Below are 15,517 nucleotides of genomic sequence, written 5' to 3'. Positions count from 1 at the left end.
GGGGCGGCCGCCGGACGGCCCCGCGGGGCCTTGTCGAGACCAGGAGGTCCTGTGAGTCAGCTCAAGCTCGCCGAAGGCCGGTTGAGCCGATCGGTGGCCGAGTTCGCCGAGCAGGACCCGGAGGTCCGGCACGCGATGGTGGTGTGCGCCTCGGGCCTGCCGCTGACCGCCACGGGGAGCCTCGGCACGGACCGGGCCGACCGTCTCGCGGCAGCCGTCAGCGGCCTCGGCTCCCTGGCCGGCGCCTGCGCACGGGTCTTCGAGGGCACTCCGGCCGCCCAGACCGTCGTGGAGATGGAGGAGGGCTTCCTCTGCCTGACGCCCGTGGCGCGGGGGGCGTCGCTGGCGGTGGTCACCACCGGCGACGCGGACCTGGGCGTGATCGGCTACGAGCTCGCGGTCCTCGCCGAGCGGATCGCGGACCAGGTGGTGGAGGAACTGAAGGCGCGCGCCCGCGGGCGGATCTGACGTTCGGTCGTCACGCGGCCCTGTGGCTGCGAAGCGGTCGGGAGGCTGGGGGCTCCCGACCGCTTCGCCGTGCCCGGTGACGTCCGCCGGGCACACGGACGAGCCCGCTGCGTCGGCCCGGACACGACGGAAGGTCGTGTCCGGGCCGACGCAGCGGGAGTGGGAGAGACGCGGTCCGCGGGCCGGGCGTCAGGCGTACCCGGAGGCCTCCGGCGCGTCCGTGAAGAACTCGTGCTCGGGCACCGGGAACGCGGAGACGTCGTCGGCGGTGCCGGGTACGTGGCGCCCGAAGGCCTGCCACTCGGCCACCAGCGCGGAGTACACCGGGGTGGGATCGGGCGGTGCCGGCGGAACCGCGCTGCGCTGTGCGGGCGACCGCACGGCCGGCAGCGCGCTGTCCGGTTCCGGTGGTGCGGGGTGGCGGTGCGCCGGGTCGGCGGACCGGGACACCGCGGGTCTGGTCTCCATGGGTGGGACTCCTTCTTCTCGTGACGGGGACGTCCGGACGGTGGTGCCGGGCAGGCGGGGTGTGCGGTGACCGGGTCCGCGGTCGGCCGCGGTCACTGGCAGCGCAGCAGCAGGGCGTGTTCGACCAGGCTGATCAGTGCGGAGACGACCTCGGCGCGCCGCCGTGCGTCGGCGCTGACCACTGGTACCTCCGGGCCGAGACCGAGCGCCTGGCGAACGTCCTGGGTGCTGTAGGGACTGTGTCCGTCGAACGGGTTGACCGCCACGACGAACGGCATTCCCTTGTCTTCGAAGTAGTCGATCGCGGGAAAGCAGTCGGCCAGTCTGCGGCTGTCGACCAGGACGATGGCGCCCACCGCGCCGTGGCTGAGGTCGTCCCACATGAACCAGAAGCGGTCCTGGCCCGGCGTACCGAACAAGTAGAGGAGCAGGTCGCCGTCGAGGGCGACCCGCCCGAAGTCCATCGCGACCGTTGTGGCGGTCTTCTGCGCGACCTGGCGGACGTCGTCGAGGCCGATCGAGGCCTCCGTCAGCCTGGCCTCGGTGCGCAGCGGCGTGATGTCGGAGACGGACCCGATGGTGGTGGTCTTGCCCACGCCGAAGCCGCCGGCGATGATGATCTTGGCGGAGGTCGTGGGCCGCGCCGCGTCGGAGCGGGCCGGGCTAGAGGTTGCGTAGTCCACCGAGCACCCTTTCGAGGAGCAGTGTGTCGGGCTGGCCGCCGGGCGCGGCGGACTGGTCGACGAGGACCAGGCCGGCGCCTGCGAGGTCGGCCACGAGGATGCGGGCGACGCCGAGCGGTACCGGCAGCAGAGCGGCGATCTCGGCGACCGAGCGGCTCTGCCGGCAGAGCTCCCGGATCGCCCGGTGTTCCGGTCCCAACCCGTCCGGGCCGGGTGAGCGGTGCTGACCGTGGCCGGCGCCGTCCTCGGACCGGACGTTCGACACCAGGGCCTCCAGCGCTAGGTCCAGGCCCGGCTGCGTGCGGCCGCGGGTGAGCGTGTAGGGACGTGGACCCAGCGGAAGGTCCTCGTCGTACCGGAGGGTTCCGGTACGGGCGGAGTCGGACATGCGTGCTTCCTTGCTCGATCGTGACCGTGCCGCGGGTCGGGTGCCGGCGCCGGGCCCGCGGGCCCGGCGCCGGCGCCGCCGTCAGCACGGGGTGTGCGGTGCGGTCTCGGACAACGGGTCACGCGCCGCGGGTGCCAGCGCCACTCCGGCCCGGCGGGCGAGTCGGGCCGTCTGGTAGCCGAGCAGCCCGAGGTCGCACACGTCGGAGGTGAGGACGGCCAGCAGCGCGTCGTGCGCCAGCGCGGAGACCAGCAGGAACCCGTCTCCCAGGTCGACCAGGGTGTGCCGCACCGGTCCGCTCTCGGTGACCTGGGAGCAGCCGTCCGCCAGGGCGGCGATCCCGCAGGTGATCGCCGCCAGCGGGGAGTCGGCCGCCGGGGCCGTGGCACCGCCGTGCGCGAGCAGGACGCCGTCGCTGGAGACGACCGCAGCTGCGCGGATCTCCGGATTCTCGTCGGCGAACTGCGTGATCAGCCAGTCGAGGCCGTCCCCGAGGGCGGGCGGCTGCCCGGCGCGGGCCGCCGGGCCGGTGGCGATCGGCTCACTCACCGTGCTCACTCCCGCTCTCGTCGCTCGCGCGGTTCGTGCCCTGCTGGAAGCCGCTCAGCCGCATCCGGATCTGGTCCGGGTCGCGCAGTGCGGGCGGCGTGGCGGTCGGGGAGACGGCGCCGGGCAGCAAGTTGGCCCGCGGGACCCGGCGCGGCAGCGCCGTGGCGGTGTCCGGCGCGTCGGCGTGGGGCGGTGCGGCCGTCGGCACGGCGATCCCGGAGGACGGGATCGCCCGGCTCGGCACGGAACGCTCGGGCGAGCGGCGCCGCAGGGGTCGGCCCGCCGCGGGGCCGGCGGGCGGCCCCGTGACCGGTCCGGTCGTCGTGCCGCCCGCGGCGGCCGCGTGCGGCGGGTACGGCGGGACGGGCGGCAGCACCGCGGTCACCGCTTCGGCCGCCGGCTGCGGCGCGTGGTCCGGCTGCGGCGTCGGCGCCGGGACGACCACGGTCGTCTCCACGGTGCTCTGCGGCTCTGCCGGTGCCGCTGCCGGCGCCGGGTCGTCCGGCAGCCGGTGCGACAGCGGGCGGGCCGGAAGCTGGTGCGGCAGGGGCGGGACGGGAGCGGCCACCGCTTGCGGCCGGGGGGCGTCCGCCCCCGCATCGGGCGCCGGCCCGCCGATGGCGGCCGGCTCCGATCCGGGCGCGCCCACGGCGCGGTCCAGGGCGAGCGTCCCCACCGGCAGGATCACGACGGTGGAGGTGCCGGGTGTCGCGCCGCGCAGCAGCACCTCGATGCCGTGCCGGTGGGCCAGGGTGCCCACCACGTACAGACCCAGGCTCTCGGACAGTCTGATGTCCAGTGAGGGGCCGCTGATCAGGTCCGCGTTGGCCTGGGTCAACTGCGCGGGACTCATGCCGATGCCCCGGTCGCAGATCTCCAGCATCAGCCGGCCGTCCGGCAGGAGCTGGCCGTCGACGGTGACCTCGGTCTGCGGGCTGGAGAACGAGAGCGCGTTCTCCAGCAGTTCGGCGAGCAGGTGCACCACGTCGCGCATCGCGTTCCCGGTGACGTGGACGGCCGGCAGCCGGTGCGTGGTGATCCGCTCGTACTGCTCCACCTCGGACATCGCCGCGCGCACCACGTCCAGCAGGGCCACCGGGGTGGCGCCGCGCGCCATCAGGTCGGCGCCCGCGAGCACCAGCAGGTTCTCGCTGTTGCGGCGCATCCGGGTGGCCAGGTGGTCGAGCTGGAAGAGCCGGCCGAGCTGGTGCGCGTCGACCTCCTCCTGCTCCAGCGTGGCGATCACCTTCAACTGCCGCTGCACCAGGGCCTGGTTGCGGTGCGACAGGTTGCGGAAGATGGCGTTGACGTTCTCCCGCAGTCGGACTTGGGAGGCGGCCAGCTGCAGTGCCTCGTGGTGGAGTTGGTCGACGGCGCTGCCCACGGCGCCGATCTCGTCCCGGGTCCCGGAGGAGACCGGGGCAACGGCCGGCAGGCTGCCACCGCTCTCACCGCGGGTGAGTGCGCGCATCGCCTCCGGCAGCCGTACCTCGGCGACCTCGACCGCGGAGGACTGCAGGTCGCGCAGGCCGCGGACGAGGGAGCGCGAGACCATGACGGCCAGCAGCAGTGCGCCGATCAGCAGGAGGGCGGCCACCAGCGCGTCCGAGGCGGCCTGGTCCTCGGCGTGGTGCTGGCTCTGCGCGGTCTGGGCGACCAGCCGTTGTCCGACGCTGTCCTCCAGCGCGTTGAGCCCGTTGATCTTCGACGTGAAGCCGTCGTACCAGCCGGCCGGCAGGACGTCCGGCGCCAGCGCGGCCCGGGTGGTCGCCATCAGGTTGCTCATGGCCTGGTTGGCCAACTGCGCGGACGGCTGCGCGAGCAGCTGCTGGAAGGCAGCGACATCCGCGGGGTTGGCGTTGAGCTGGAACTCCTGCTGCGTCATGTCCTGGATGCGCGCCGAGGAAAGCAGCGCCGCGCGCTGCTCGATGCTCAGATTGTGGGCGGCGGCGCTGTTCGCGATCAGCGCCCGCTCGCTCCAGACCATGGCGGTGTGCAGGGCCAGCGTGTACATCGCCCAGCCCTGGCCGTTGGTCTGGTTCAGGTCGCCGCTGAGCTCGTTGGTGATCCCCAGCACCGGCATGATCGCCCGGGTGTACTCCGAGCTGAGCTGCGCGGGGCTGGTGGCGGCGGCCTGCGCCCGGACCTGCGGCAGGGTTGCCAGGGCGCCGTTGACCGCATCGAGGTGCTGGCCCAGCCGGACCGACGGCGGCAGCGTTTTCGCCTGCGCCTGGAATGCGGCGGCGGCACCCGTGGTGCGTTCCTCCTGGCTCTGCAGCGCGCCGTTGCCGCCGGCCGCCTGCGCCTGCGGGTCGATCAGGAGGTCGCGCTCGCGCTGCAGATCGGTGATCAGCTGGATGCCCGACTGGCTCAGCTGGGCGATCTGGTGCAGCCGTCCGTACTGGTCGGCACGGTTGGACGCGTCGTTGATCCGCAGGCTCGCCAGCAGCGCCGCGGCGATCAGCGGGATGGCCAGCACGGCAGCCATCCGGGTCCGGACCCGGAGGTTGCCCAGCACGCGGGGCACGAAGCGGCGTCGGCGCCCTCGTCCCGGTGGCGCCACCCGCGGGGTGTTCTCGCGGATCGGCGCGGTGCGATCGGCGGGACTGTCGGGGGCTCGGTCGATGGTGCGGGACGAACCCGGGCGGAAGAGACGGGACACAGCGGACTCCGAGGTGGTGCGAGGGAGGAGCGGGGCACGAATGCGTGCACCGCGGCAGGTGCCGGGGTCAGGCCTGCTGCCCTGGAAGGACGAGCTGGGCCCAGTAGGTCGTGCCGGTGGCGGACCGGTGCCGGCCCCAGTCCCGGGCGTGCGTCCGGACCAGCGGCAGGTCGTGGCCGGCTCGGGCGTCGTCGAAGGGGGCGTCGGTCCGGCCCGGGTCGTGGGACGCGGCCATGACCAGGGCCGTGGGCCCGTCGCGTCCGCCGTCGAGCCGGGGTTGATCCTGCCGGGACACGAACACGTCGCGCGAGGCACCGGTCCTCCGCAGACAGCGGCCGGCCGGCTCGACCACCGCCAGTGCGGCGATCTCCAGGCCCGCCGGTGCGGCCCGCCACCGCGCCACGGTCCGGCGCAGCTCTGCGTGCAGGTCGCGCAGCGCTGACGGGTTGTCGGGCAGACGCCAGCCGAACCGCCGGTCGTCGTCCGAGCGGACGAGGATCTCGGGGGAACTGCGCGGCTGCGGTCGGTCGATCTGGTCGTGGAGCATCGCGGTCGGCCTTCCTGAGGTTGGGTCCGCGGGGTCGGGCCCCGCCGCCGGTGTCGGCGTGAGACGGTGACCGGCGGGCTGTCGCGCCGTCGCGGCCGCGACAGCGGAACTCGCCCGATCGGCGGCCCTGGTAGTCAGTCTGCGCTCGGGCACGCCCCGTCGGGTGGCCCGATGGGGTGACCTGCCGGATGAGCCCCGGGGGCAGCCGATCGGGGGAGGCGCGACGGCTGCGGCAGCCGGGGCACTGCCGTGGTGGTCGTCAACCGCAAGGGATTTCGGGTTGTGTGCCCGATCGATTCGGCGCCGCCGTTGGGGAAGTCCAGCGTGGCCGCTAACCCGGCGTTAGGGAACGGCTTCCCATAATGAAAGAGCCCCTTCGGGAAACGGCCCGGACCGACCGAGCACGTCGGTACGCAGCAGGGCACGCGGCGGCCGGACCGCCGCTCCATCCGTGCCCGAGCCGTCAGGTGCGAAGCGTCCGCCGTCCGGGCGGCCGAGGGGCACCGTCGCTGTCAGCCGGTCAACAGACCCGCCTTCTTGGAGTGCAGATGTCCAACACGATTCCCGTCTACGTCCAAGCATGCGACCCGCTCTCCGAAGCCGGACTCGCCGCCTCGATCCGCCAGCGCGCCGAGGTCCGGGTCGTCGACCGCGACCTGGTCTGCAAGTCGACGATCGGTGTCCTGGCTGCCGAACGGCTCGACGAGGAGGCCCTGCGGCTGCTCCGCGGAATGAAGGGCCTCGGGATCGACCAGGTCGTGCTGGTGGCCGGCAGCCTCGACGAGGAAGGCGTCATCGCGGCCGCGGAGGCGGGCGTGGCGGGCCTGCTGCGGCGCAACGAGGCGACGCCGGACCGCCTGGTCCAGGTGCTGAGCTCGGTGTGCCGGGGTGCGGGCGTGGTGCCGCCGGACCTTCTCGGACGGCTGCTCAAGCAGGTCGCGAGCCTGCAGCACCACGTGCTCTCGCCGCGCGGCATCGGCCTCTCCGGTCTCACCGATCGGGAGACCGAGGTGCTGCGCCTGGTCGCGACCGGCTTCGGCACCCAGGAGATCGCGCAGCAGCTCGCCTACTCCGAGCGCACCGTCAAGAACACGCTGCACGACGTCACCAGCCGCTTCCACCTGCGCAACCGCTCCCACGCGGTGGCGTACGCCATCCGCGAGGGCTACATCTGATCGGGCCGGGCGCCGGCCGGGAGCGGTCCCGGCCGGCACCCGGCCCGGGGCGGGTCACCACGACAGGGCGCCGTAGTACACCGCGTACTCCGCAGGCTCCAGGCTCTCGCCGAAGATCCGCACCTCGACGGTGTCGTCGCTGTCGACCAACTCGACGTAGTACCGACATTTGTCGATCGGGACGAGACGCTCCTCGTCCTCCCACCCGAAGTGGTGGAAAGTCAGGTAGCTTGGGCAGCCCTGGTTCGGACCGATCGTCACGGTCGCCGTTCCGTTCAGCAGGTTGTCGCCGAGCTCATCGCTCAGCTGGACCCTGCACTCCACCTCGCGGTTGTTCGCCTTGGGCTTGAAGGCGAAGACCAGTTGGTCATCCGGGAACGACAGGAGACCCCGCCGCATCTCCCGCGAGGTGAGGTCGAAGCCGAAGTACTTGTCGGGGGTTGCGCCGCTGGGCGTCTCGCGAAGGAAGTCCATGCGCCAACTGTGCGGGGCGGGCCCGACGCCCGCCAGGGACGTATGTCCAGCCGCCCGGGCTGCATACCTGCCCGGGCGGCGAGGCCGTTGACGCAGTTGTCGCCATCACCACGTGAGAGGAGCGGATCATGGGCGTGATCGCCACGCTGGAGGAGGACACCGTCGAGGTGACGCCGGGGGAGACGGCAACCTGCGCGGTCAAGCTGTACAACGACGGCAACGTCGTCGACACCTTCGTCCTGGATGTCATCGGTGATGCGCGGGATTGGGTGAGCGTCTCGCCGAAGGAAGTCAGTGCCTTTCCCGGTGACGTCGCCACCGCCAAGATCACCTTTGCGCCGCCCCGGTCCGCCGAGGTCAAGGAAGGGGCGGTCAGCTACGCGCTGCGTGCCATGTCGCAGGAGGACACCGAGCACTCGGCGATCGAGGAAGGAGCCGTCAAGGTCGGCGGCTTCCACGAGGTCGAGGCAGAACTGACGCCCCGCACGACCAGGGGCAGCCGCGCGGCGCGCGGCAAGCTCGCGATCGACAACCTCGGCAACTCGCCGGTGACCGTGCGGTTGTCCGGCATGGACGAGGACGGGGAGCTCCGCTTCCGCTTCACACCCTCCACCGTCTCGGTCGACGGCGGCACCGCCCAGGTGGTGCCCTATCGGCTGCGCCCGAAGACCCGGTTCCTGCGCGGCCAGCCGCGCACCCACGTGTACAAGGTCGTCGTCAACGCCGCGGGGAAGAAGACCGAGACGGCCGGCTCGCTCGTCCAACCGCCGATGCTGCCGCGCTGGGCTCCCAAGGCCATGATGCTCGCGGCCGCCGCCGCCGTGGTCACCCTGGTGATCGCGCCGACCTTCTTCAAACCGCAGGCGAACTCCCAGATCACCGCCGGATCGGGGGACACCACCACGGCCGCCACGACGAGCGGCGCGCCGAGCGCCGGGGCGAGCGGATCCGCGAGCGCCGCGGCCAGCACGAGCGCGGGTGCGAGTGCGGGCGCGAGTGCGGGCGCGAGCACGAGCCCGTCGAGCGGCGCGCCGGCCGGCGGTGACAAGACGTCACCGCCCGCGGGCCAGCCCGGCGGGGGCGGCGCCACGCCGCCGCCGGCCGGCGGCGGCTCGACCCCCGGCGCCTCGCCGTCCGTCGAGGCGCCGGCCACCATCCAGTCGACCGACTTCAGGATGGAGACCACCACCAAGCCGGCCAAGGCCGGCAGTTTCACGGAGTACCCGCGCGACGCGGTCCCGAGCGGCCAGATCCTCGACATCAGCGACCTGACGCTGGAGAACCCCGCGAACGACAGCGGGACCGTACAACTGCGGCGCGGCACGCAGGTGCTGCTCTCGATCGACCTGCAGCACACGCAACAGCAGTGGCAGTGGCACTGGCTCACGGCCCTGCGGTTCACGGCCGGTCAACAGCTCGTGCTGGCAGTGAACTGCACCAACCCGGGCGACAAGGCCTGCACGGCCGCCGCGTCCTTCAACGGGCGCACCATCGTCCCGCAGTCCCCGTGACAGGAAAGGAGCGCCATGGCCCACGTGTTGCTCATCGAGGACGACGAACCCATCCGTACGAGCCTCACCAGGTCGCTGACCCGGCTCGGGCACCAGGTCGACAGTGCCGGCACCGCGGTGGAGGGCATCGGACTCGCCGTCCAGCAGAACGCCGACATCGTCGTCCTCGACCTCGGCCTGCCGGACGTCGACGGACTGCAGGCGCTGACGATGCTCCGGGCCGCGATCTCGGTGCCGGTGGTCATCGCCACCGCCCGGGACGACGAGTGCGACACGGTGCGCGCCCTCAACCTGGGGGCCGACGACTACGTGATCAAGCCGTTCTCGGTCGAGCACCTCAACGCGCGGCTGGGCGCCGTGCTGCGCCGGGTGGCACCGGCGGCCGCGGCCGTGCCGCTACGGGTCGGCAGCCTGCAGATCGATCCCGACGCCCACACCGCGAGCCTCGACGGCGAGGAACTCGCGCTGAGACCAAGGGAGTTCCGTGTCCTGGCGTATCTGGCCGAGCACGCCGGGCGGGTGGTGGGCAAGGACGAGCTGCGCTCTGTCGTGTGGAACAACGCATTCGGGGTGACCGACAAGACGGTGGACGTGCACCTCTCCTGGCTGCGGCGCCGGCTCGGTGAGAGCGCGGCCGAGCCGCGGTACCTGCACAGCGTGCGGGGTGTCGGGGTCAAGCTGATGGCCCCCGGGCCGTGAGGGCCCGGATCGCCCTGCTGGTCGCTCTCGCCTCCCTGGTCAGCACGGCGCTCTTCGCCGTCCCGCTGGCCTGGTACGTCCGGCACGCCTACTTGCAGGAGGCCGGCGCGTCCGCCCTGGGCCGGGCGCAGAGCCTGGCGGCGGTGGCCGCCGGCCTCCCGGGCACCGGGCAGGAACTCGCCGACGAGCTGAGCCGCCAGCTCGTTCCCTCGCTCGGCGATGTGGTGTTCCTGCCCGATGGAACGCTGCTGGGCAGACGGCTCGCCGGTGCGTCCGCCGTCAGGAACGAGGCCACCGGCCAGGTCGAGCCGGGGCGCACGCCGCTCGGACCGGCCGGCAGGGACCAGGCCTATCTGATCCCGGTCGCCACCCCGGGCGGTGAGCGGGTCGTGGTCGCTGCGGTGATCGAGAACCACACGCAGTGGGACACGATCAGGCGGATCTGGCTGGCCATCGGCGGTGCGCTGGTGCTGCTGCCGCTGACGTCCTGTGTGCTCGCCCACCGGTTCGGCCGCAGCCTCGTCGCGCCCGTGGACCGGTTGGCGAGCGCCGCCACGCAGATGGCGGACGGCGACCTGTCGGCGCGCGTCGAACCCGGAGGCGGCCCCGAACTGCGGCGCCTGGGAGAGTCGTTCAACGTGATGGCGAGTCAGATCGCGACCCGGGTGGCGGCCGAGCGCGAGGCTGCCGCCGACATCTCGCACCGCCTGCGGACACCGGTGACCGCCCTGATGCTGCAGGCCGAATCACTCAACGACCCGGAGGAGTCGGCACGGCTCCTGGAGAGCACCAGGCGGCTCCAGAGCGAGGTGAGCCAGGTGATCGAGCGCGCTCGCCGGCCGGCCGTCGACGAGCGGGGTGCCACCTGTGACCTGGCCGCGGTGGCACGCGAACAGGTCGACTTCTGGAAGCCGTTGGCCCAGGACCAGGACAGGCGCTGCGCGTTCGCGGTGAACGGGAAGCAGCACCGGGTCGACGCGCCCGCCGATGAGGTGGCGGCGGCCGTGGACGCGCTGCTGGCGAACGTCTTCACCCACACGCCCGACGGCAGCGACCTGTCGGTCAAGGTCGACGAGCGGCGCAACGGACCGGTGACGCTGGCGGTCACGGACAGCGGACCCGGGATCAGGCCCGAGTACCTGCGGCGCGGTGCGAGCGGTTCCGGCTCCAGCGGCCTCGGCCTGGACATCGTGGCCCGCCTGGCGGAGTCCACCGGCGGGTTCCTGCGCATCGACCGGCCGGTCGGCGGGGGCGCTCGGGTGACGGTGGCGTTCGGTCGCCCCGGCCGCGCCTGAACCCGCCTGCCCCGCAACGGTTCCCGGGTAGGGCGAGCCAAGGGTTCGCGTTAGGAACGCTTTATCGAACGCCCTGCCTAGCCTGCAGGTAGTCCGCACACCAGCGGACAGCGCTCCGGTACGTCGGCTCCTGCCGCCGGGGCGTGCGGAACTCGTGAACGGCAGGAGCCGGGGGACCAGTGGGGCCGAGGGCCGGAGCGCGCCGCGCTCTGCCGCCCTACCGCCCACTGGCGTCAACTCCCCTCCGGCGGACGTGGATCTGGAGGTCTTGTGTTCATCAACGGTTCTGGTCGGCATCGCCGGCCGAGCGCCCCGAGTCGCGCCGCAGGAAAGGCGGCCGTGACCGTGACAGCAACGGCCGGCATCGCGCTGCCGATCGCCGCGGCGTCTGCCGCCAATGCCGCGCCGGCGTCCTCGATATCGATTCCGGCCGCCGCGCTGCAGCAGTGGGACACGCTCGCCGGCTGCGAGAGCGGCGGCGACTGGTCGATCAACACCGGCAACGGCTACTACGGCGGCCTGCAGTTCGACCAGGCCACCTGGGATGACGCCGGCGGCCAGGCGTACGCCCCGCGGGCCGACCTCGCCACCAAGGAGCAGCAGATCGCGGTGGCGACCACGCTCTACAACAAGCGCGGCTGGTCGCCCTGGGAGTGCGCCCAGAAGGTCAACCTCGGCGGGGCGCTCAAGTCGACCACGGTGGTCGTGCCACCGTCCACCACGCCCCCCGCCGCGGCGCAGCCGGCCGCCCCGGCGAAGCCCGCCAAGCCGGCCGAGCCCGCCAAGCCCGCCACCCAGGCGACCGGTGGGCACGGACAGTACGTGGTCAAGTCCGGGGACACCCTGTCGGGCATCGCGGCGGTGCACGGCACGACCTGGCAGCACCTGCAGGCGAAGAACGCCTCGACGATCACCAACGCCGATCTCATCCACCCCGGGGACAAGATCGTGCTGTGACGGGGCCGTTCCACCTCCACCGCATCCGATCGGGGGAGCGGGCCCGCAGCCCGCGGATCCTACGGTGGAGGACAGACCGGTTCTGGTGGCACAGGGACGAACCGGTCGTCCGCGGAGCACAGCCTCCGCGGATATGCGCCACGGACCGGTGCCGGTGATGGGGTGCCGGGGCGGTGGGGACGCCCTCGGAGCGACGACACGTCGACAGGGTGGACCGTCAACGGATCCGGCGGCGCAGCGCAGGGTCGGGCCCTCTTCTGTCGGGGAGAAGAGGGCCCGACCGCGTTCCGGAGCCGTCCGGACGACCACCAGGCGCGAGCCGGGAAAGGTGAGAAGCGGACATGCTGAGACCGCAGGCAGCGGTGCCGGGAGCACTCTCCCGCCACTGTCGCGAACAGCCGCGGCGCTCGGTCGCCAAGGCCGCCGTCACCGGCCGGCGCACCACCCGGCACCGCAGGCGGCCGCGTCGCCGCCGGCTGCCCGGGCCGCTGCGTGTGGTGGTCGCCGTGCTGCTGGCGTGCCTGATGTCGTGGTGCATCCGGACCTTCTTCGCCGAGGCGTTCGCCATCCCCTCCGGATCGATGCAGAACACGCTGCAGATCGGTGACCGGGTCCTGGTCGACAAGCTGACGCCCTGGTTCGGCGCCCAGCCGCAGCGCGGTGAGGTCGTGGTATTCCACGACCCGGGGCACTGGCTGGACCAGGAGGAGCGGCCCGCACCCCCCAAGGGCGTGCTCGGCGCGGTGCGCAGTGCCCTGGGAACGCTCGGCGTGCTCCCGCAGGACAGCCGCGGCAATCTGATCAAACGGGTGATCGCGGTCGGCGGCGACACGGTCCAGTGCGACGCGCAGGGACCGGTGCGGGTCAACGGGGTTGCCCTGCGGGAGCCTTACATCTATCCGGGCGCGACGCCCTGCGGGGACGACCCGGTCGGGACGGTGACCGTGCCGAAGGGCGCCCTGTGGGTGATGGGCGACCACCGCGACAACTCCGCGGACTCCCGCTACCACCAACTTGCGGACCCGGGAGCGGGGTTCGTTCCGGTCAAGGACGTCGTCGGCCGGGCCTTCGCCGTCGTCTGGCCGGTGGGCCAGTGGAAGATCCTCTCGATTCCGGCGGGTTTCGCGGCGGTTGCCGCGCCGGTTGCCGCGCCGGGCGCGCTCGCTGTGACCGCAGCCGGCCCGGCCGCTCTGGCCGCCGGCACTCTCGCACTCCGGCGAAGGCGAAGGCGAAGGCGCCGGCGCGCCCGGCGCCCCGGCGGCGCGGCCGAAGCGACGCGCGCGGACTGACCCGGTTGCGAGTGCACGAACCCGCCGCCGGCGGGTGGACGACGACAGGAAAGGCCGAGGGAGTGGACACCTTCGACACGGCGCGGACGGCCGACGACCGTCCCGCCAGGGCAGCTGCCCGCACCCAGGAGAGCGCGTACGGTCAACCGGGCGGCGGAAACCCGGCGTTCGGCGGCGATCGGCGCCGGAGCGGCCGTCTCGCCTCGTTGCGGGCGTTCCTCGCACCTCCGGGGCCCCCGCCGGAGGACTCCGGAGCCGGGGACGCGGTCGACCGGGTCCTGGCGAGCCACCAGACCAGGGCCCTGCACATGCAGGCGCTGCTGCGCGTGGTGATCGCCGTCGTCGCCTGCGTGGAGATGCTGGTCTTCCGGCCCCGGGGGAACGTGGCCGCCACCGAGGTCCTCGCGTCCTGCTATCTGCTGTGGAGCGCACTGGTCGCGGCCGCCGCCTGGTCCGGAAGGGTGTCCGCGCGCAGGGTGGCGTGGGCCGTTCCGCTGGTCGACCTGCCGGCCGTCCTCGGCATCCTGCTGCTCGCGGGTTCCTACACCGACCCGGGCTGGAACAACCCCTACACGGCCGACGGATTGATCCTCATCTGCGTGCTGGCCGCCTTCCAACTGCGGCCCCGGGTCACCGCGGTCACGGGCACCGCCAGTACCGCCAGCTACCTGCTGGCCTCCTGGATCGGACACGCGTCCGCCGGGCCCGATCTGCACTACACCCTCGGCCACACGCTGGCCATCGGCGCCGTCAGCATCGCGGCGGTCCTGCTCTCCAGGATCCAGCAGTCACGGACCCTGACCATCGCCGATCTGGCCCAGCACCGCTCCTGGCTGCTGGCGCACACGCTCTCCAGCACCGAGCGCGATCGGCGCTACCTCGCCGAAGTCCTGCACGACGGGGCGCTGCAGAGCGTGCTGGCAGCCCGTCAGGACATCGACGAGGCGGCCGCCGACCATCCGCACGAGGCGCTGTCCCGCGCCGACGAGGCGCTGCGCGACGTGGCCCGGCAGTTGCGCTCCTCGGTGACCGAACTGCATCCCGCGGTACTGGAACGGGCCGGCCTGGAGCAGGCGTTGTGCGACCTCGCCGGCAAACTCGCCCAGCGCGGCCGGTTCGAGGTCGCCCTGGACTTCGGGACGTCCAGCGCGGGCCACGAGACCGACCGCCTGCTCTTCCACTGCGGGCGGGAGCTGCTCACCAACGTCGTCAAACACGCGCACGCGCACACGGTCCGGCTGGGCTTCGACGTGCGGGGCGGGCTGGCGCGCCTGACGGTCGCCGACGACGGGATCGGGCTGTCCTTGGACCTGCTCCACGAGCGGGTCGCGCAGGGACACGTCGGCCTCGCCTCCCAGCGCATCCGGGTCGAGGAGGCCGGGGGTGCACTGACGGTACGTCAGAACGTGCCGCGCGGCACGGTCGTCACCATCGTCGTGCCGGCCCGCCCGCCCGCCTGACGCGGGCGGGCGGGCGGACGTCTCAGACCCGGCCGGCGAAGCTCGGGGGGTAGTTCGAGATGGTTTCCTTAATCACGCCGACGGACGAGTTGGCGGCCTGGACGAAGGTGTCACCGGGGCCCGTGAAGATAGCCACGTGGTAGACGCCGCCGGCCTTCCCGTTGCTCGACCAGAAGAGCAGGTCGCCGGGCTTGAGGTCGTTCAGCGACACGCGGGTCGTGGCGGCGGCCTGATCGGCTGCGACGCGCGGGATGGAGATGCCCGCGTGGGCCATCGCGGCCTGGGTGAGGCCGGAGCAGTCCCAGTTGTTGTTGGCGCCGGTGCCGCCCAACAGGTAGGACTGGCCGACCTTGGACTCGGCGAAGGCGACCGCGGCGGCCATCGGCCCGCTTGCCGCCGGTCCGGCGGCAGGGGCGGTAGCCGCCGCGGTGGTCGACGGCGTGGTCTGCGCGCCGTTCCCCTGGTCGCACAGCTCCAGCTTCTGGCCCGCGTAGATCCGGTGCGGGTTGCTGCCGATGACCTTCTTGTTCTGGGCGTACTGGTACACGTCCTGCCAGGTCATACCGTGCTGCGAGGCGATGCCCGAGAGGGTGTCGCCCGCCTTGACGGTGTAGGAGTCGACCTGCGGGGCCGCGGCGGCGGGCGCGGAGACGGTGCGTGCGGTGGCCGAGCCGCTGCCGCCGCCCGCGGCCGCTGCCTGCTGGCCCGACTGCTGGTGCGACGCGAGCGTGGCTGCGGACGTCGCGCTCGACGGGGTGGCGGCATAGGCCTGCGCCACACCGAGGAGCGGGAGAACCGCACCCGCGCTCGCGACACCGACGACGCGGACGGTGTTGCGCTGACGGGGGCGTCGATGACGATTGAGGGAATGTCGGGGCATGGGCTCCTCCTG

16 protein-coding genes are annotated in these 15,517 nt (G+C 73.0%); 8 read left to right on the top strand and 8 right to left on the bottom strand.

Going from position 1 to position 15,517, the window contains the following annotated elements; translation table 11 throughout:
• The first annotated feature begins 51 nt into the window (after nucleotides 1-51).
• On the top strand, nucleotides 52-468 hold the full coding sequence (locus tag BS80_RS01045) for a roadblock/LC7 domain-containing protein (protein ID WP_035791572.1): 417 nt from the start codon (nucleotides 52-54) through the stop codon (nucleotides 466-468).
• Between the two features lie 189 nt (nucleotides 469-657).
• Here the strand turns inward: BS80_RS01045 and BS80_RS01040 are convergent, their stop codons facing one another.
• The 6 genes from BS80_RS01040 to BS80_RS01015 all read right to left on the bottom strand — a co-directional run bounded on the left by BS80_RS01040 (nucleotide 658) and on the right by BS80_RS01015 (nucleotide 5,765).
• On the bottom strand, nucleotides 658-936 hold the full coding sequence (locus tag BS80_RS01040; protein ID WP_035791569.1) for a hypothetical protein: 279 nt from the start codon (nucleotides 934-936) through the stop codon (nucleotides 658-660).
• A 92-nt stretch (nucleotides 937-1,028) separates the two neighbouring features.
• Nucleotides 1,029-1,619, bottom strand: coding sequence for a GTP-binding protein (locus tag BS80_RS01035; RefSeq protein ID WP_035791566.1), 591 nt, complete (start codon nucleotides 1,617-1,619; stop codon nucleotides 1,029-1,031).
• Nucleotides 1,600-2,007 carry a DUF742 domain-containing protein gene (locus BS80_RS01030; protein ID WP_035791564.1) on the bottom strand — a complete coding sequence of 136 codons (408 nt, stop codon included), beginning with the start codon at nucleotides 2,005-2,007 and terminating at the stop codon, nucleotides 1,600-1,602. Before BS80_RS01030 ends, BS80_RS01035 begins: the two co-directional genes overlap by 20 nt.
• A gap of 81 nt (nucleotides 2,008-2,088) precedes the next feature.
• A complete protein-coding gene (locus tag BS80_RS01025) occupies nucleotides 2,089-2,556 on the bottom strand; it encodes a roadblock/LC7 domain-containing protein (protein WP_198045393.1) in 468 nt (155 codons plus the stop codon).
• Nucleotides 2,549-5,218: a sensor histidine kinase gene (locus tag BS80_RS01020; protein ID WP_157535730.1), complete on the bottom strand. Its 2,670-nt coding sequence runs from the start codon at nucleotides 5,216-5,218 to the stop codon at nucleotides 2,549-2,551. The genes BS80_RS01025 and BS80_RS01020 overlap by 8 nt, the downstream gene beginning before the upstream one ends.
• A gap of 67 nt (nucleotides 5,219-5,285) precedes the next feature.
• A complete protein-coding gene (locus BS80_RS01015) occupies nucleotides 5,286-5,765 on the bottom strand; it encodes a hypothetical protein (RefSeq protein WP_035791551.1) in 480 nt (159 codons plus the stop codon).
• A gap of 548 nt (nucleotides 5,766-6,313) precedes the next feature.
• On the opposite strand from BS80_RS01015, the gene BS80_RS01010 reads away from it, so the two are divergent.
• Nucleotides 6,314-6,940: a response regulator transcription factor gene (locus BS80_RS01010; protein WP_035791548.1), complete on the top strand. Its 627-nt coding sequence runs from the start codon at nucleotides 6,314-6,316 to the stop codon at nucleotides 6,938-6,940.
• A 54-nt stretch (nucleotides 6,941-6,994) separates the two neighbouring features.
• Here BS80_RS01010 and BS80_RS01005 read toward each other — a convergent pair whose 3' ends face one another.
• Complete coding sequence (locus BS80_RS01005) at nucleotides 6,995-7,414, bottom strand: hypothetical protein (protein WP_035791546.1); 420 nt, start codon at nucleotides 7,412-7,414, stop codon at nucleotides 6,995-6,997.
• 128 nt (nucleotides 7,415-7,542) lie between these two features.
• Between BS80_RS01005 and BS80_RS01000 the strand changes: the two genes are divergently transcribed.
• The 6 genes from BS80_RS01000 (at nucleotide 7,543) to BS80_RS00975 (ending at nucleotide 14,625) form a co-directional block, all read left to right on the top strand.
• Nucleotides 7,543-8,925, top strand: coding sequence for a COG1470 family protein (locus BS80_RS01000; RefSeq protein ID WP_035791543.1), 1,383 nt, complete (start codon nucleotides 7,543-7,545; stop codon nucleotides 8,923-8,925).
• Nucleotides 8,926-8,940: 15 nt separating this feature from the next.
• Nucleotides 8,941-9,624: a response regulator transcription factor gene (locus BS80_RS00995; RefSeq protein WP_035791542.1), complete on the top strand. Its 684-nt coding sequence runs from the start codon at nucleotides 8,941-8,943 to the stop codon at nucleotides 9,622-9,624.
• Nucleotides 9,621-10,919 (top strand): HAMP domain-containing protein, encoded by a 1,299-nt coding sequence (locus BS80_RS00990; protein WP_035791540.1) that lies wholly within the window; start codon nucleotides 9,621-9,623, stop codon nucleotides 10,917-10,919. Before BS80_RS00995 ends, BS80_RS00990 begins: the two co-directional genes overlap by 4 nt.
• A 339-nt stretch (nucleotides 10,920-11,258) precedes the next feature.
• On the top strand, nucleotides 11,259-11,876 hold the full coding sequence (locus tag BS80_RS43380; RefSeq protein WP_051965585.1) for a LysM peptidoglycan-binding domain-containing protein: 618 nt from the start codon (nucleotides 11,259-11,261) through the stop codon (nucleotides 11,874-11,876).
• Between the two features lie 341 nt (nucleotides 11,877-12,217).
• A complete protein-coding gene (gene lepB, locus BS80_RS00980; RefSeq protein ID WP_083974036.1) occupies nucleotides 12,218-13,165 on the top strand; it encodes a signal peptidase I in 948 nt (315 codons plus the stop codon).
• 62 nt (nucleotides 13,166-13,227) lie between these two features.
• A complete protein-coding gene (locus BS80_RS00975; RefSeq protein ID WP_051965582.1) occupies nucleotides 13,228-14,625 on the top strand; it encodes a sensor histidine kinase in 1,398 nt (465 codons plus the stop codon).
• Nucleotides 14,626-14,647: 22 nt separating this feature from the next.
• Here BS80_RS00975 and BS80_RS37360 read toward each other — a convergent pair whose 3' ends face one another.
• Nucleotides 14,648-15,505, bottom strand: a complete 858-nt coding sequence (locus tag BS80_RS37360; RefSeq protein ID WP_083974035.1) for a C40 family peptidase — start codon at nucleotides 15,503-15,505, stop codon at nucleotides 14,648-14,650.
• Between the last annotated feature and the right edge of the window lie 12 nt (nucleotides 15,506-15,517).

Source organism: Kitasatospora mediocidica KCTC 9733, assembly GCF_000744225.1.
In the GTDB taxonomy this organism is placed as follows: Bacteria; Actinomycetota; Actinomycetes; order Streptomycetales; family Streptomycetaceae; genus Kitasatospora; species Kitasatospora mediocidica.
Note: the sequence above shows the minus strand (reverse complement) of the source record. Positions and strands in the feature narration are given on the sequence as shown.

What these genes read in the sequence shown, in the direction of transcription:
- BS80_RS00995 (WP_035791542.1), top strand. Translation starts at nt 8,941, where the DNA reads ATGGCCCACGTGTTGCTCATCGAGGACGACGAACCCATCCGTACGAGC.
- BS80_RS01015 (WP_035791551.1), bottom strand. Translation starts at nt 5,765, where the DNA reads ATGCTCCACGACCAGATCGACCGACCGCAGCCGCGCAGTTCCCCCGAG.
- BS80_RS01000 (WP_035791543.1), top strand. Translation starts at nt 7,543, where the DNA reads ATGGGCGTGATCGCCACGCTGGAGGAGGACACCGTCGAGGTGACGCCG.
- BS80_RS37360 (WP_083974035.1), bottom strand. Translation starts at nt 15,505, where the DNA reads ATGCCCCGACATTCCCTCAATCGTCATCGACGCCCCCGTCAGCGCAAC.
- BS80_RS01040 (WP_035791569.1), bottom strand. Translation starts at nt 936, where the DNA reads ATGGAGACCAGACCCGCGGTGTCCCGGTCCGCCGACCCGGCGCACCGC.
- lepB (WP_083974036.1), top strand. Translation starts at nt 12,218, where the DNA reads ATGCTGAGACCGCAGGCAGCGGTGCCGGGAGCACTCTCCCGCCACTGT.
- BS80_RS01030 (WP_035791564.1), bottom strand. Translation starts at nt 2,007, where the DNA reads ATGTCCGACTCCGCCCGTACCGGAACCCTCCGGTACGACGAGGACCTT.
- BS80_RS01010 (WP_035791548.1), top strand. Translation starts at nt 6,314, where the DNA reads ATGTCCAACACGATTCCCGTCTACGTCCAAGCATGCGACCCGCTCTCC.
- BS80_RS01005 (WP_035791546.1), bottom strand. Translation starts at nt 7,414, where the DNA reads ATGGACTTCCTTCGCGAGACGCCCAGCGGCGCAACCCCCGACAAGTAC.